We start from the raw sequence: 14,318 nt of genomic DNA, 5'->3' as shown, positions 1-14,318 counted from the left end.
CTTCACCGCCGGTCGCCCGCCCGAGAAAGGAACTCTCGTTGAGGTCTTACACCAGCTCCACAGGCGTTTCACCTCTCCGCCGGCCCGGCGGCGAGCACGTTCCTGGCCGCGTTCACATCCCGGTCATGGACCGCGCCGCAGGCACACATCCACTCCCGGACGTTCAGCGGCATCTTCTTTTGCAGGGCCCCGCACTGCGAGCACAGCTTGGAGGAGGGAAACCAGCGGTCGACCGTCACCACGGTTCGCCCGTACCATCGCGCCTTGTACTCCAGCATGCCGCGCATCTGGCGCCACGAGGCGTCGGAGACGGCGCGGGCCAGACTGCGATTCTTGACCATGGTGCGGACGGTCAGGTCTTCCACGGCGATCACTTGATTATCGCGAACAAGCCGTGTCGTGACCTTGTGCAGGTGATCTCTTCTGCGGTCGGCGATCCGCGCGTACACCCTGGCGACCCTGGCTCTGGCCTTGGCCCGGTTGTTCGACCCCTTCTCCTTACGGGCCAGGGCCCGCTGAGCCTTGGCCAGCCTGCGCCGATCGGCGCGCTCGTGACGCGGGTTGACGATCTTCTCGCCGGTCGAGAGCGTCGCCAGCGCGGTGATGCCGGCGTCTACACCGACGCTCTGCCCGGCGGGCGGGAGCGGGCTGATCTTCTCCTCGACCAGGAGGGACACGAACCAGCGCCCGGCCGCGTCCTTCGACACGGTGACCGTGGACGGCTGCGCCCCCTCCGGCAGCGGACGCGACCACACGATGGCCGGCGGCGTGTCCATCTTGGCCGGCGTCAACTCCCCGTCCCGCCAGCGGAACGCCGAGTGGGTGTACTCCGCCGACGCCCGGGACCTCTTCCGGGACTTGAACGCCGGGTAGTTGGCGCGCTTGGCGAAGAAGTTCGCGAACGCCGCCTGAAGATGCCGCAACGCCTGCTGAAGAGGGACCGACGACACCTCCGACAGGAAGCCGTACTCGCCGCTGCGCTTCCACTCCGTCAGCCGCGCGGAGGACTCCACATAGGAGACACGGCGGCCTTCCAGCCGGTAGGCGCGGGTGCGCTCCTCGAGTGCCTTGTTGTAGACGAGGCGGACGCAGCCGAACGTCCGGGCAAACTCGCCGGCCTGCTCGGGGGTCGGATAGAAGCGGTACTTGTAGGCCCGCTTCACGACCTGCGCCACGCCTCAAACGCTACCGAACGATCAGCTAGAGGCCGCGCCTGTGTTCGATACGCCGGTTCGCCTGACAGCGAATCGGCTGCCCCTGTCCTGCTCCGCAGGGGTCCGATTCCTTCCCCGCCTGAAGGCGGGGGTTTCCACGGAGGTATCTGATGACCGACCCCCACCTCCCCGATCGACGCGCGTTCCTGCGGCGGACAGGATGGGCCGTCGCGGGGGCACTGCTTCCGGCGACTGCCGCCGAGACGGACGCCGACCCCGACGCCCTGTTCAAGGCAGGCAGGCTCGCCGCCGTCGAACCCGGCTACCGGCGCCGGCTGCGCAAGCGGCCGCGTGACGCGCGTGCCGTACGCCATCACCTTCGACCACCGGACCATGCACCCGTCCATCCCGTGGGTGAGCCCCCGTCACCGTCCTTCCGCCTGAAGGCGTTCGGCGGACGGTGCAGGGCTTTGGTCCCTAACCCTGCAGGCGGCTGGGCGGGCAACCTGGAGATATGAAACTCGACTCGGCCGGACTGCAGGTGCTCACGCACGAGGAGTGCCTGGGCCTGCTGCCGTCCCGTCCGATCGGGCGCATCGTGTTCACTGACCGTGCCCTGCCGGCCGTGCAGCCGGTCAACTTCTGCCTGGACGGGCAGGACATCGTGATCAGGACGGCTGCCGGCTCCAAGCTGGCGGCCGCCACCCGCCGGTCGGTCGTGGCGTTCGAGGTGGACGACTTCGACAGCGACGCGCGCAGCGGCTGGTCGGTCACCGTCGTCGGGTACGCCCGCGTCGCCGACGACCCGGAGGAGATCGCCCGGCTGGAACGGCTGCCGCTGGCCCCTTGGACGCCTGGCCGCGACCACTTCATCGTCATCACGGCCGTGGAGGCCAGCGGGCGGCGGCTCACCTGAGGCCGGACAGCTCGTCCCGCAGGCAAGGCGGCGAGATCGTCCAGGTCTGGGACGCCGTCGGGGTCGGCCAGGATGGTGATGACGACCGTGCCGGCGCGGCGAGCAGCCAGAGCATCGGGCCGAACAGCTCCGCCGCCGACGCGGTCGCGGCGTGCTTCTTGCGCGCGGCGAGCAGTGCGGAGATGCGCCTCACGCGGTGGGCGGGATCGCCGGTGACGGGGAGCGCCGCCCACCGCGACGGCGGCAAGGGGCCGGTCAGCACGGCGGCGGTGTCCAGAAGCGCCCGCGCGTCGCCGGGCGCGGGGCAGGCCATCTCGCGGACGTGCCGCCGCAGGTCGAAGCGGGGCGGCTCCCGTCGCCGGCATGGTGGCTCTGAGGGGCCAGCGCGGTCGATCACCGATGACTCGGGACGATGCGTGCGTCCGGCCCTGGGAAGACGAGGGACTCGCGCCCGTCGTCCAGCCAGCACACCCGGTAGGGCGGCGAGCCGTCGGCATGCTCCACGCCCACGACCAGGCCCGTCCGGCGGGTGCTCGGGCCGTACATGCCTTCCACGATCAGCCGGTCTCCCACGGTCGCCTTCATGATGAGCTCCTTCGACGGTGTCGCCTCCAGCCTCCGGCGGCCGGATCACACAGGGAAGGGCCGGAAGTCGCCGACCGGACGGGACGTTCGTCCCCTCAGGGGGAGCAAGCCAGAATCCAGCGGGCCGTGGGGCGATGCTCGATCGGGCCTGGGCGAGGAACCGTACGCGCAGATCGGCCATGAAGTCCTCACCCCGGGACAGGGCGAGCCTGCGAAGGGGGCCGCCGTCGGTCATGGCGGTCCAAACGTCTCGGCGTCGGGGTGGCTGATCGGGTGTGAGACGTCCTCGTCGCATTCGCCCCCCGGCAACCCCGTGAACGGCATCACCGACACCGACACCACGTACCCGCCGCTCATCGATGCCCTGGCCGGCCACGGCCTGGCGTACCTGCACATCGTCTTCGCCGACCTCGACCAGTCCCTCTTCCAGCACATCCGTAGGGCCTGGCCCGGCACCCTGATCGCCAACCCGGTGCTGCCCATGGACCAGATCCCCACCGACGGCGGCCGGCAAGCCGCCGAACGCCTCCTGACCGCCAGCGCCGACCTGATCTCTCTCGGCCGCCCCTTCCTGGCCAACCCCGACCTCGTCGAACGCCTCCGCACCGGCGCCCCCGTCAACCCGGTCAGGGACGGCAAACTGATGTACACGGGCGGCGAGACCGGCTACATCGACTACCCCGTGATGTCCGGATGAACGATGATCTTCGAGATCTCCGCCACCACGGTAACCGCGAGCGACTGCTTCGTCCCGCACCTACGGGGTTCCGAGGGCCCGCGTGGGAGGGCCCTCGGCGCCTGCCTCACTTGAGCACCTCCGTCTTGTCACCGGAGACGAACGCGTGGCGCAGCGTAGCGACGAGCCACAGCGCGATGGTGCAGAAGAACAGCACCGCGAGAGCCACCTCACTTGCCAAGACGAGCGCGAACAGGCCCGCGAGCAGCGCGACGCCGCCCGCCGTGCTCATGACGCCCACGTACAGGCCCTTGTACTCCCCCGGCACCGCGCCCAACGCGCAACCGCCCACGAGCCCCAGCAACAGGATGGCCCCGGCGGCGCCACGGACGTCGCCGATCACCGGCAGGTCCGCCCCTTGGGTGAAGGCGACGTAGATGGTGACGTTCACCCCCGCTACCACTGTGGCGAGGGCGTCCTTCCAGGTCAGTCTCATCGTGCCACCTCCTTTCACCCCTGAGCGTCCGCCGGGGCGAGGGCCGCGAGCAGGGCCGTTGGTCCCGGGCAGCGAGGCCGTTCGCCGGTGTCCGCAGGAGGCGAGCCGGACCACCATGGGGGCATCACCGTCAGGGGAGGCGAGCCATCATGACCGGCAGACGCATGATCATGGAAGTACCCGTGGACACGGAGTTGCTGGCACTGAAGAAGCGGGTGACGGCCCTGGAAGAGCAGGTCCGTACGCTGACGGCGGCGAACCTCGCCCTCGTCCGCAGCATGGAACACCTCCAGCGCACCGAATCGGCTGGCCGGATGAGCCCGTCATGACATGCAGGGGAATGATCAGACGTCGAGGTCGACTTCGGGGTGGGTGAACCGCACGGGCTTGCCCAGCGACCGGGCGTAGGCGATCTCGGCTCGGGTGCTGTCTCCGATGTAGTCGCCGACCACGAGCACCTCGTCAGCAAGCCGGATCTTCGCCCGGTGCAGATCGTCGAGCCGCACCTTCAGCGCCTCGGCCGCCACAGGATCGGATCAAGGTTCGTGCGACGACTTCATGTCACGACCCGGCTGACGACGATCTTTCCGGGTGCGCGGCGGCCTCCAGCAGCGAGATCCATGCCGCCCATGGAGTTGCCCATGAGGATGACCGGCGCGCCGGCGACCTGCTCGATGAAGCGGTGCAGCAGCAGCCGGTCGGCCGCGACGGAGGCTTCCTCTCTCCCTGTGAGGGCCTTACCGCCGCACGCCGGTGTGGCCGGTGTGGCCGGTGTGCTCGCGCCACATCGCCACGCAGGCGGGCACCATCCAGACCACCGGCAGCGGGTAAAGGAGGACGCTCAGCCCTCCCCCGGGCACCAACGGCCCGCAACCGCTCACCGTGCCGGACAACAACAGCGCGTACGCCAGAGCCGCCACCACCGCCACTCAGCCGAAGCCAGCGGGGGAAGGCCCGATGGCGCAGCGAGACCGCGGCCACCACCGCGAGCATCACCGCCAGGGGCACGTTGGCCAGCCCGAACGTGGCGTTCGCCAGCGCGACGAGACCGCCGGTGACCTGCGCGGGCGGTGCGGTCGCCAGGCCGATCCGGAACCCTGCGCGATCAGGCTGACGACCACCTGAGCGATCCCCGCCCCGAACGCCAGCGTCGACAATGCCTGCGAGCCGCCCTCCGCCCGGCCGAGACGCACGCGCAAGGCGGCGACGGAGCAGAGCAGGCCCGCGGCTCCCACCGTGAAGAACATGCTCTGACGAGCTGGTCCTGGCCGTGGGCGGCGAAGAAGCCGGTGGCGGGGCTGCCGCCCCCACGTTCGACAACCATGGCCGCGGCTCCGGCGGCGAACAGCCCGCCGGCGGCGCCCCACCGCTGCCACGACATCCCGGTCATGACCACCGCTCCGATCCTTGTACGGCGGGTGCGGGCAGCCCGACCTGCCCGCACCCGATATCGGACGGACAGAAGGTCAGTGCTCGACGGTGATCCGCCGGCCCTCCGCCTTCTTCTCCTCGGCCAGCCCCACGCTGACCTCCAGGACGCCGCCCTTGTAGACGGCCTTGACGTCATCGGTCTCGGCCGTGGCGGGCAGGGCCACCGTCCGCGAGAGCGACCCGTAGGCGAACTCGGAGCGGTGCGGCTCAGCGGACTTGCGGGTCTTCTCGGCCCTGATGTGCAGCATGCCGCCGTCCACGGTGACCTCGATGTCCTTGTCGGGGTCGATCCCCGGCAGCTCGGCGCGCAGCACGTACCGGCCGTCGGCGACGTAGTCCTCAACCCGGACGATCTGGCCGAACGGACGGAACCCGAACATCGGGCTCTCAACCCACTCCAGCAGCTCCGGGAACGGGAACCTGATGTCTTTCCGCTCGGGCAGGTTCATCGCAGCCTCCTTCCGTGGGACCCCCGGGTCCCGCATCTCCAGGGCACACCCGGCGGGGCCGCGTCTCCAGAGGAGAAAGCCCTGATGCCGCCGGGACCATCGCCGCCTTTGCGCGGACCCATCGTGGGACCTTCTTCTCTGGCGGCGGCGATCTCGATGACCTGCGCTGGAGGTGTCGGAACCGGTGGAAGGGAGGCCGCCATGGAATGGCCGCTCGCGATCGTCCTCGTCGCGGTGATCATCGCCGTGATGGTGATCGTCACATCGCTCATCGCCAGGAACAAGGGGTGAGCCCGCGCCCGGGACGGGCGTACGGGAGCCCGCGGCCCCCGTACGCCCGGCTCAGCGCCGTCGCCAGACCCCTGGCCGGACCAGCGCAGGAGCTCCGCCGCAGAGCCGCGCCGCAATGAAGGCACGAACCGAAGGAGGCACATCATGCACGTCACCGTCAACGAGGTCATGACCCGCGAGGTCGTCTCGGTCCACCATGCCACCCCGTTCAAGGACATCGCCGAGACGCTCATCGAGCACGGCGTCAGCGCCGTCCCGGTGATCGACGACGCGGGACATGTCCTCGGCGTCGTCTCCGAGGCCGACCTGCTGTGCAAGGAGGAGTTCCAGGAGCTCTACTACCAGGAGGGCTACAAGCCGCCGCTGCGCGCCCGGCTGCGCCACCGCCTGTCCCCGGAGGGCGCCGGCATGAGGGACAAGGCCGCCGGAGAGACCGCGGCCGAGCTGATGACCGCTCCGGCCGTCACCATCGCCGCCACCGCCTCCGTCGTACGGGCCGCCCGCACGATGGACGAGCACGGCGTCAAGCGCCTCGTCGTCACCGGCGACGGCGGCATCCTGCGCGGCATCGTCAGCCGCCGTGACCTGCTGAGAATCTTCGTCCGCTCCGACGCCGACATCGTCCGCACCATCCGAGAGGACGTGCTGGAACGCGCGCTGTGGGTCGAGACCCTCGGCATCAGGGTGGAGGCCGATCACGGCGTCGTCACGCTCTCCGGCTGGATGGACCGTCGCAGCGACGCGCGGATCGCCGCCCGGATGGCCGGACGGGTGGACGGCGTGGTCGGCGTCATCGACAAGCTCAACTGGAAGCGCGACGACAGGGTCTGGGGCGTCTGAGGCGGAGGCCGGCATCGCGGCTGGGCGGGATCGTGACAGGGTTCCGCTCGACCTGCCCGGTTCAGGCCGGATCCTGCTCGACTGCGGGTTGTTCCGTGGGCAGCGCGAGCTGCGCTTCTGGACCTGGGCCGCCCTTCCCCGCCCCCAGGTAGTCGGTGACGGCCGTCGTGCTCGTGCGTCCGCACCTGGGGCACTGCGGCCGCAAGCCGGCGCGGGTCCGCCACGCCTTCGACCGAAGCTCTCTCACCCAGGACGAAGGTCCCGCCTCACCGAGCCGTACGGCCCTGCCTGCCCGCACCGGCGACCCGCACGATGAAGGCCGAGGAGGTGCTGATGATGAGGTCCATCCATCCGATGATGTTGCGGCTGCGCCTGTACCGGCCGGACGGCAATCCCCTGCGACGGCGCTGCGACCAGCAGGAGTCCGCTCTCGTGCTGCTCGCTCTGGCGCTGATCCTGGTCAGTGTCTTTCCGGCGGTGCTGATGGGCGGGACGGTCTGTGAGAACGCGCGGCGCGACGAGGAGGCCCGTTCGGCGGCGAGCCGGCAGGTCACCGCCACGCTGCTGGAAAACGCTCCATCATCCCGGGTCTCGTTCACCGAGATCCCCGCCGGGCGGCCGCTGGCGATGGCTCGCTGGATGACGCCCGCCGGTGAGGATCGCACCGCCAAGGTGCCCGTGCCTGCTCTGGCGAAGGCGGGATCGACGGTCACCGTGTGGGTCGGCGGCTCCGGCGCACCCGCCCTGCCACCCACCGACCCCGTGACCTTTCAGCTGCGCGGAGTGGCGGTGGCCTCGCTGATCGTCGCGGCCACCGCTTTCGCGGCATTCGCCGCGCTGGCGGGTTGGCGACGGCGGACGTACGGGGCCCGCTATGCCGCATGGGACCTCGCCTGGGAACGCGCCGATGACCAGTGGCACCACCCACACCGGCCCTAGCCGGTCGCACGGACCGCGCGACCGTGGGAGGCGGCGTCATGGTCTCGACGTCGAGGTTGTGGAAGGCGTTCTCGACGAAGCGGGCCCCGAGGTGCCGGACGGCCTTAGGTCGCCGCCGGCCGGCTCATCGCCCTGACGGATTCCAGGCCGCAGCAGGCGGCGGGCAACAGACCGGCGACCTACTGCGACACGGTAAAGCCGTTCCTAGAGCTGTCCGCGGGCGACGACTTCGTCGGTGTGCAGGCCGACACCCGAATGGTCTTCGGGAGCGCGTTTTTTGACCGACTGGGAGTACTACTTGCAGGCGCCGGGCAAGCCCGTCCGCCTGGCCGAAGGCACCACCGAGGTCTCCGTCCTGGTCACCGAGAACGGCGTCGTCACCGCCAACAAAGACCTGCTACCTGCGCTGAGCCCTGCTGGACAATCAAGAATGGCACGTCGTACACGCCATGGCGTTCAACTGGGCCAACGTGAACCGCGACACCTTCGAACGCACGGCGAAGCCGAGCCTGCGCCGGCTGGGCAAGGTCGCCGCCATTGTCTCGGCACCCGCGTTTGCGGATGCGAGAAGGAGCCGGTACGACTACCGGCCCGGACCTGCCCCCGGGGTCGAGTCAGCCCTGGCGGCACCCGCCATAGGCAGACGGTTCCAGCAGCTCATGCCGCCAGGGCATGACATGTCACCAATGTCAGCGGCGACGCCTCCGGCGACGCGAACTACGGCTGCTGTCCGTGCCGCTCCCGCTGGGCGTGCGCGGCTCCGGATACGGGACCGACGGGGCCCTCACCCCGAGTAGCCCCAGATACTGCCTGCTCCGCATGATGTCCCCCCGTTGTTGCACCGTTTCTTCCGGCCTCTTCTCTTCAGCCATCACCCACCACAACAGGGCAGCCATAACGAGACATCCCAAATAGCGCGATACACGTTGATCTCTCCCTAAACTTTGCCTTGCCGCACGTTCTCAGGGCCTGCGGCCGGTCTTGCAGCAGCACCTCGCACGACGGCCGGCCGATCTGCGCGGCGCAGGGGAATGCGCCGGCATACCCGACCGCCGGGGTCGTGCCCGGTCAAGCCGGTCCTTGAGCCCGTGGGCCTGTCCTGTCCTGGAGCGGGCATAGGCATCGGGTGCTCGGTACAAGGGTGCGGGTCCATCCACTGAGAGATTTGAGACGCACATCGACGGCGCCGCAGGGACCGCAGATCAGGGTCGGGTGGCCGTTGAGCTGCGGAAGACGGTGAGACCCATCCTGACCTGCATATCCCTGGCATGTGCTCCTGCGCAGGAGTGGCACGTGATTCGTTGTCGCGTGCGTACGTGACTACATATGCTCCGCTCACAGTCCGATTCGGGCAGGGAAGGGCAGACATGTCGGATAAGCACGGACATGGGCACGGCCGCGGTCACGACCATGGGATCAGCCGGGTGCTCGACGGGATCAAGCACCTGCTCGCCCCGCACAGCCACGACAGCGCCGACAAGACCGACGCGGCCCTGGAGTCCAGCGCCCGCGGCCTGCGGGTGCTGGCCGTCTCCTTCGCCGCGCTCATGGTCACCGCCCTGGCCCAGGCGGTCATCGTCGCCTACTCAGGCTCGGTAGCACTGCTGGGCGACACCTTGCACAACGTCGCCGACGCGCTGACCGCCGTCCCGCTGGGCATCGCGTTCTGGATCGGCCGCCGGGCCGCCACTCGCCGCTTCACCTACGGTTACGGCCGGGCCGAGGACCTGGCGGGCATCGTCATCGTGCTGCTCATCGCCGCCTCGGCCGGGCTCGCGGGCTACGAGGCGGTCAAGCGCCTCATCCACCCCCAGAACGTCGAAGCGCTCGCCTGGGTGGCCGGCGCGGGCTTCGTCGGCTTCCTGGGCAACGAACTCGTCGCCCGCTACCGGATCAAGGTCGGTCGCGAGATCGGCTCGGCCGCCCTCGTCGCGGACGGCCTGCACGCCCGTACCGACGGCTTCACCTCCCTGGCCGTACTGCTCGGCGCGGGGGGCGCCGCGCTCGGCTTCCCCCTGGCCGACCCGATCGTCGGACTGCTGATCACCGTCGCCATCCTGTACGTGCTGCGCGACGCCGCCCGCGAGATCTACCACCGCCTCATGGACGCGGTGGATCCCGAGCTGGTCGAGCAGGCCGAGCACATCCTCGCCGACGTGCCCGGCGTCCGGCGCGTGGGATCTGTACAGCTGCGCTGGATCGGCCACGCCCTGCGCGCCGAGGTCGACATCCAGGCCGGCCACGAGTCGACGCTGGTCGAGGCGCACGCCGTAGCGGTGGAGGCCGAACACCGCCTGATCCACGCCCTGCCCAGACTGAAGGCCGCGACCGTGCACGCCGACCCGGACGGCCCCGACGGGGTCGATCACCACGCACCCCTGCTCACCCATCGATGATGGAGTCATGTACGCACCTGACGACGACTCCCGGCCGGCGCAGCCCACCGCCGAGCAGGTCAGCGCGGCGGTGCACGCGTTCCGCCTCCTCAGCGACGGCACGCGGCTGCGGCTGATGTGGTTGCTGTCCCACGGTGAGTACGACGTCGGCAGCCTCGCCGCGGCCCTCGGCGTGGCACGTCCCTCGGTCTCCCAGCACCTGGCGAAGCTCCGTTCCGGCGGCCTGGTGCAGACGCGCAGGGAGGGCCGTCACGTGGTGTACCGGGCCCGCGATGCCCACGTCCGTTCCCTCATCAAGGAGATCCTTTTCCACGCCGACCACGAGGTGTCAGGCATCCCCCGCCATGACTGAGCGATCTCAGATTCAGCGACGTTCACCGATGACTCTGAAGGGGTCCGTCCTGCCGCAGTGCCGTGCGTACGCCGGGCAGGACCACCGCGCGGAAGGCGGCGTCCAGCTCGGCCGGCGAGGCGGTGGTCTCACCGTCGATCCAGGCGCGCAGCAGCCCCATGAACGCGCCGACCACGCAGGTCACCAGTAGATCGAGCGAGACCGACGCCTGGCCGCCCGCGGCGAGCACTTCCTCCTTGACCAGCGCCCTGAGCAGTTGCTGGCCCCGTGCATGCACCAGCCCGCCGCTGCGCCGCCCATCAGCGCGCGCACGAGCCGTTCCTGCTCGCGGACGTGCTCGAACATCGGGCGGCTGAAGGCGAACAGCTCTCTCGCCTCGCTCCTCGGCGCGGGGTGCAGGAAGGCGAGGTGGTCGAGGTTGCTGAACAACACGCCCTGCTTGTCGGTGAAGTGGGCGTAGAACGTGGACCGGCCCACGTCGGCGCGCTCGATGATGTCGGTGACGGTCACCGCGTCGTAGCCCTTCTCCAGGATCAGCGCCACCAGCGCCTCCTGGATCAGCCGTCGTGTGCGCCGCACCCGCCGGTCTCCGACAGCTCCTTCGACCTGGTGGTCTCCAGCCTGGCCATCCATCACATACCGAGCGAGGCCAGACCCGAGGCACTACGGCAGATGTTCCGCGTACTGCGCCCGGGCGGACGGCTGCTCATCGCCGAGTTCCGCCCGCCCGACGGCCACCTCACCCGGCACCTGGTCGGCCTGCTCAGCGGCCCCGCCATGCAGCACGACCCCCGCCACCTGCTCGGCACCATGATCCCCGACGCCGGCTTCCAGATAGAGGCCGAAGGCCGGCTCCCCCACCTGATGTACTACATCCGCGCCACCCGTCCCCAGCAGGACAACGCCGGTGCGCCGGGAATGGTTGCCAGGGCCTGAGAGTTCGGAGGCGCTTCGTCGCCATCGGTCATCGAGCCGGATCCGCTGCGGACTGCCGGCCCGATACGGCTGGGGGCGCCGTTCGAGAAGGCGGTTGACGGACTTCGGTGTGATCGCCCACGTGTTCTGCGGGCCCGCGGGCGTGGTGCAGACGATCGAAATCTCCCGGTCCGGCGACGAACCGCGGGCGCGGGTGCTCCTCATGGGCATGGACGTCTTCGCGCTGCCCGCCGAGCAGGTGATCGCGAATCTGGAAGCCCCGCCGCCGAATGGGAGCACCACGGCCGGGACGAGGCGTTCCTGTATCGCGGGACACGCCTTCAGAATTGGCACGACCATCCCGGGGAAGCGCTCAATGACCTCGAACGCGATTTTCTCAAGGCAGGCAAGCGACGCGAGGCGGCCAAGGCCGCCGGTCGGCGTCGGCGCACGCGCCTGGCACTGGCCATGCTCGTCGCGACGACCGTCGTGGTTGGCGCGCTGGGCGGAGTCGCCGTACTGCAAGGCCGTCAGGCCCGGGAGCAGCGGGACGTGGCGCTCTCTCGCCAGCTCGCGGCCGAGGCGCGCGCAGAGCTGGAGCTGAATCCTGGGCGCGGGCTAGGGCTCGCACGACAGGCGTACGGGCTGTGGCCAACGATCGAAGCCGAGTCGGTCCTGCGGCAGGGCATCGTCGAAGATCACCTCCTGACGACGGTCCCCGGGCTGGGCCGAGCGATGGGGGTGGCGTTCAGCCCGGACGGTACCCGCCTGGCCGCCAGCTCGGCCGACGGCCTCGTCCGCGTGTGGCCGTGGGTCTCCGGCGGCCTGTCGGCCCGGCCGCCTGTCGTGTTACGCGGGCATCGTGGAGAGGCGTTGAGCCCGAAGTTCAGCCCGGACGGACGGCGTCTGGCAGTCCCGGGAACCGATGAAACGATCCGCATCTGGGACCTGGACCGCGGTGGCGCACCCGTCATTCTCACCGGACACGAAGGTGCCGTATGGAACGTGGCGTTCAGTCCCGACGGGCGTCGTCTGGCCAGTGCCGGCAGCGACAGCACGGTCCGTGTCTGGGACGCGGACGGCGAGGGCGCCCCGAAGATCCTCCGCGGACACGAGGGGGAGAGCACGACGGTGGCGTTCAGCCCGGACGAGCGCGTGCTGGCCAGTGCCGGTCACGACGCGACCATACGCCTGTGGGACCTGAAGGGACGTGGCGAGCCCCGAGTTCTGCGAGGACATGCGGCGGCGATCAAGAATGTGGCGTTCAGCCCGGACGGACGCCTGCTCGCCAGCGTGAGCATCGACGGCACGGCACGCGTGTGGCAGACCAACGGAAACGTGCCGCCCGTAGTGCTGCACCGGCATGAGGGTACGGTCGAGGGACTGGCCTTCAGTCATGACGGGCGCTGGCTGGCCACCACGAGCGACGACTCCACGATCCGCGTTTGGGCCCCGACGGGAACCGGGGATCCGCTCGTGTTGCGCGGCCACGAACGGGTCGTGTGGGGCGCGGCGTTCAGCGACGACGGGACCAGGCTCGTGTCCGCGGGCGACGACGGGACAGTACGCGTCTGGGACCCGAGAGGGATGGGTCTCTTCTCAGTACTGCGAGGCCATGAAAAGGAGGTGTGGGTGGCGGCGTTCGACCCTGGCAGCCGACGGGTGTTCAGCGGCGGTGCGGACGGCACCGTACGGAGCTCGGACTGGGCGGGTGACACGCACCGCGTGCTGAACCGGCACGATGATGAGGTGGTGGGCCTGGCCGTGAGCCATGACGGGAGGCGCGTGGCCAGCGCTGGCAGGGATGGCACGATACAGGTTGTGGACACCGATGGCGGCGCGACGCCTGTGGTGCTACGTGGCCACGAGGATGTGGTGTGGCGCGCGGTGTTCAGCCCCAACGGCCGGTGGCTGGCCAGTGCCGGCTATGACGGCACGCTACGCATCTGGGACCTCACCGGCACGGCCCAGCCGCTGGTACGGCGGGCGGATCCCAATCAGATCCGCTATGTCGCCTTCAGCCCCGACGGTCGCCATGTGGCGACCGGTGGGCAAGACGGCACCGTACGGATGTGGGACGCCCACCGCGACGTGCCCCCGTTGATCCTTCGCGGCCACCAGGGTCTCGTGTGGGCGGTCGCGTTCAGCCCGGACGGGCTGCGCCTGGCCAGCGCGGGCACCGACGGCACCGTCAGGGTTTGGCCCACGTCCGGCCAGGGGGCGCCTCTGGTGCTGCGCGGCCACCAGAACATGGTGTGGTCCGTCGCCTTCAGCCCCGACGGGCGATGGGTGGCGGGAACGGGACACGACGGGACGGCCCGGATCTGGCGCACCGACGCGGTCGCCCCTCCCATCACGGTGGGAGGCTTCGCGGCCACCGTCGAGAGCATCGAGTTCTCCCGCGACGGAAAGCTGCTGGCCACCGCCCACGGCGACGGCACGGTACGCGTGTGGCGCTGCATCGCCTGTGAGCCGATCGATGACCTGCTCACCCGCGTTGACCGGCGGCTCACAAAATGACGACCAGACGACGGGCGAACCGATCCAATCAAACGCCTTCACGCTGTCGATCCGTGCCGGTGTACGGCCTGGGGTACCGGATGACCTGCCGCAGCTTCGGCACCGGCACCGGGTGCGTGCTGGGACACGCCCCCGCCACCGGGTAGGCCATGTGGCTCTTGTGGTCGGCGGAGTCCAGATCCCGCCCGTTCCAGCACTGCGGGAAGTCCAGGTACGACTCCAGCATCGTGCCCGGCGGGCAGTTCACGAAGTCCTTGGACGCCCCCACGTGCCCGGCGTGCAGGCACGACCACCGGGAGATGGTCGTGCTGTCGGGCCCGGCCGCCCTGGCGTTGCCCGCCACGATCCGCAGCCCCAG

19 protein-coding genes are annotated in these 14,318 nt (G+C 69.9%); 10 read left to right on the top strand and 9 right to left on the bottom strand.

Annotation, left to right across the window (positions count from 1 at the left end; genetic code table 11):
• Positions 1-68: 68 nt before the first annotated feature.
• Positions 69-1,175: an RNA-guided endonuclease TnpB family protein gene (locus tag AB0K18_RS49690; protein ID WP_364930033.1), complete on the bottom strand. Its 1,107-nt coding sequence runs from the start codon at positions 1,173-1,175 to the stop codon at positions 69-71.
• Between the two features lie 149 nt (positions 1,176-1,324).
• Between AB0K18_RS49690 and AB0K18_RS49685 the strand changes: the two genes are divergently transcribed.
• Both AB0K18_RS49685 and AB0K18_RS49680 read left to right on the top strand, forming a co-directional pair.
• Positions 1,325-1,672, top strand: coding sequence for a hypothetical protein (locus tag AB0K18_RS49685; RefSeq protein ID WP_364930030.1), 348 nt, complete (start codon positions 1,325-1,327; stop codon positions 1,670-1,672).
• Positions 1,669-2,070, top strand: coding sequence for a pyridoxamine 5'-phosphate oxidase family protein (locus AB0K18_RS49680; protein ID WP_364930027.1), 402 nt, complete (start codon positions 1,669-1,671; stop codon positions 2,068-2,070). The genes AB0K18_RS49685 and AB0K18_RS49680 overlap by 4 nt, the downstream gene beginning before the upstream one ends.
• On the opposite strand, the gene AB0K18_RS49675 is transcribed toward AB0K18_RS49680, so the two are convergent.
• Both AB0K18_RS49675 and AB0K18_RS49670 read right to left on the bottom strand, forming a co-directional pair.
• Positions 2,063-2,467 carry a wax ester/triacylglycerol synthase domain-containing protein gene (locus AB0K18_RS49675; RefSeq protein ID WP_364930024.1) on the bottom strand — a complete coding sequence of 135 codons (405 nt, stop codon included), beginning with the start codon at positions 2,465-2,467 and terminating at the stop codon, positions 2,063-2,065. The genes AB0K18_RS49680 and AB0K18_RS49675 overlap by 8 nt on opposite strands.
• Positions 2,464-2,655 carry a DUF1918 domain-containing protein gene (locus tag AB0K18_RS49670; RefSeq protein WP_364930021.1) on the bottom strand — a complete coding sequence of 64 codons (192 nt, stop codon included), beginning with the start codon at positions 2,653-2,655 and terminating at the stop codon, positions 2,464-2,466. The genes AB0K18_RS49675 and AB0K18_RS49670 overlap by 4 nt, the downstream gene beginning before the upstream one ends.
• A 313-nt stretch (positions 2,656-2,968) precedes the next feature.
• Between AB0K18_RS49670 and AB0K18_RS49665 the strand changes: the two genes are divergently transcribed.
• Entirely contained in the window at positions 2,969-3,352 is a 384-nt protein-coding gene (locus AB0K18_RS49665; RefSeq protein WP_364930018.1) for a hypothetical protein, read from the top strand.
• Between the two features lie 106 nt (positions 3,353-3,458).
• On the opposite strand, the gene AB0K18_RS49660 is transcribed toward AB0K18_RS49665, so the two are convergent.
• The gene (locus AB0K18_RS49660) at positions 3,459-3,827 is read right to left on the bottom strand and encodes a hypothetical protein (protein ID WP_364930016.1); all 369 of its coding nucleotides are present in this window, start codon (positions 3,825-3,827) and stop codon (positions 3,459-3,461) included.
• Between the two features lie 149 nt (positions 3,828-3,976).
• On the opposite strand from AB0K18_RS49660, the gene AB0K18_RS49655 reads away from it, so the two are divergent.
• Complete coding sequence (locus AB0K18_RS49655) at positions 3,977-4,156, top strand: hypothetical protein (protein ID WP_364930012.1); 180 nt, start codon at positions 3,977-3,979, stop codon at positions 4,154-4,156.
• Positions 4,157-4,171: 15 nt separating this feature from the next.
• On the opposite strand, the gene AB0K18_RS49650 is transcribed toward AB0K18_RS49655, so the two are convergent.
• From AB0K18_RS49650 to AB0K18_RS49640, 3 genes are all read right to left on the bottom strand, one after another.
• Positions 4,172-4,333: a hypothetical protein gene (locus AB0K18_RS49650; RefSeq protein ID WP_364930009.1), complete on the bottom strand. Its 162-nt coding sequence runs from the start codon at positions 4,331-4,333 to the stop codon at positions 4,172-4,174.
• 231 nt (positions 4,334-4,564) lie between these two features.
• On the bottom strand, positions 4,565-4,756 hold the full coding sequence (locus AB0K18_RS49645) for a hypothetical protein (protein ID WP_364930006.1): 192 nt from the start codon (positions 4,754-4,756) through the stop codon (positions 4,565-4,567).
• A 537-nt stretch (positions 4,757-5,293) separates the two neighbouring features.
• Positions 5,294-5,707 carry an Hsp20/alpha crystallin family protein gene (locus AB0K18_RS49640; RefSeq protein WP_364930003.1) on the bottom strand — a complete coding sequence of 138 codons (414 nt, stop codon included), beginning with the start codon at positions 5,705-5,707 and terminating at the stop codon, positions 5,294-5,296.
• A gap of 435 nt (positions 5,708-6,142) precedes the next feature.
• On the opposite strand from AB0K18_RS49640, the gene AB0K18_RS49635 reads away from it, so the two are divergent.
• From AB0K18_RS49635 to AB0K18_RS49620, 4 genes are all read left to right on the top strand, one after another.
• On the top strand, positions 6,143-6,838 hold the full coding sequence (locus tag AB0K18_RS49635; RefSeq protein ID WP_364929999.1) for a CBS domain-containing protein: 696 nt from the start codon (positions 6,143-6,145) through the stop codon (positions 6,836-6,838).
• Between the two features lie 312 nt (positions 6,839-7,150).
• Complete coding sequence (locus AB0K18_RS49630; RefSeq protein ID WP_364929996.1) at positions 7,151-7,777, top strand: hypothetical protein; 627 nt, start codon at positions 7,151-7,153, stop codon at positions 7,775-7,777.
• 1,367 nt (positions 7,778-9,144) lie between these two features.
• The gene (locus AB0K18_RS49625; protein WP_364929994.1) at positions 9,145-10,173 is read left to right on the top strand and encodes a cation diffusion facilitator family transporter; all 1,029 of its coding nucleotides are present in this window, start codon (positions 9,145-9,147) and stop codon (positions 10,171-10,173) included.
• 7 nt (positions 10,174-10,180) lie between these two features.
• Complete coding sequence (locus AB0K18_RS49620; RefSeq protein WP_364929991.1) at positions 10,181-10,525, top strand: metalloregulator ArsR/SmtB family transcription factor; 345 nt, start codon at positions 10,181-10,183, stop codon at positions 10,523-10,525.
• A 22-nt stretch (positions 10,526-10,547) separates the two neighbouring features.
• Here AB0K18_RS49620 and AB0K18_RS49615 read toward each other — a convergent pair whose 3' ends face one another.
• Positions 10,548-10,802: a hypothetical protein gene (locus tag AB0K18_RS49615; RefSeq protein ID WP_364929989.1), complete on the bottom strand. Its 255-nt coding sequence runs from the start codon at positions 10,800-10,802 to the stop codon at positions 10,548-10,550.
• On the opposite strand from AB0K18_RS49615, the gene AB0K18_RS49610 reads away from it, so the two are divergent.
• Both AB0K18_RS49610 and AB0K18_RS49605 read left to right on the top strand, forming a co-directional pair.
• Positions 10,793-11,461 carry a methyltransferase domain-containing protein gene (locus AB0K18_RS49610; protein WP_364929986.1) on the top strand — a complete coding sequence of 223 codons (669 nt, stop codon included), beginning with the start codon at positions 10,793-10,795 and terminating at the stop codon, positions 11,459-11,461. The two genes, AB0K18_RS49615 and AB0K18_RS49610, sit on opposite strands and share 10 nt — an antisense overlap.
• A gap of 447 nt (positions 11,462-11,908) precedes the next feature.
• Positions 11,909-13,960 (top strand): hypothetical protein, encoded by a 2,052-nt coding sequence (locus tag AB0K18_RS49605; RefSeq protein ID WP_364929983.1) that lies wholly within the window; start codon positions 11,909-11,911, stop codon positions 13,958-13,960.
• Positions 13,961-13,988: 28 nt separating this feature from the next.
• Here AB0K18_RS49605 and AB0K18_RS49600 read toward each other — a convergent pair.
• Positions 13,989-14,318, bottom strand: a 330-nt coding sequence (locus AB0K18_RS49600) for a DUF1996 domain-containing protein (protein ID WP_364929980.1), incomplete at its 5' end; no start/stop codon positions are given.

This window comes from Nonomuraea sp. NPDC049421, assembly GCF_040677005.1.
Taxonomy (GTDB): domain Bacteria; phylum Actinomycetota; class Actinomycetes; order Streptosporangiales; family Streptosporangiaceae; genus Nonomuraea; species Nonomuraea salmonea.
Note: the sequence above shows the minus strand (reverse complement) of the source record. Positions and strands in the feature narration are given on the sequence as shown.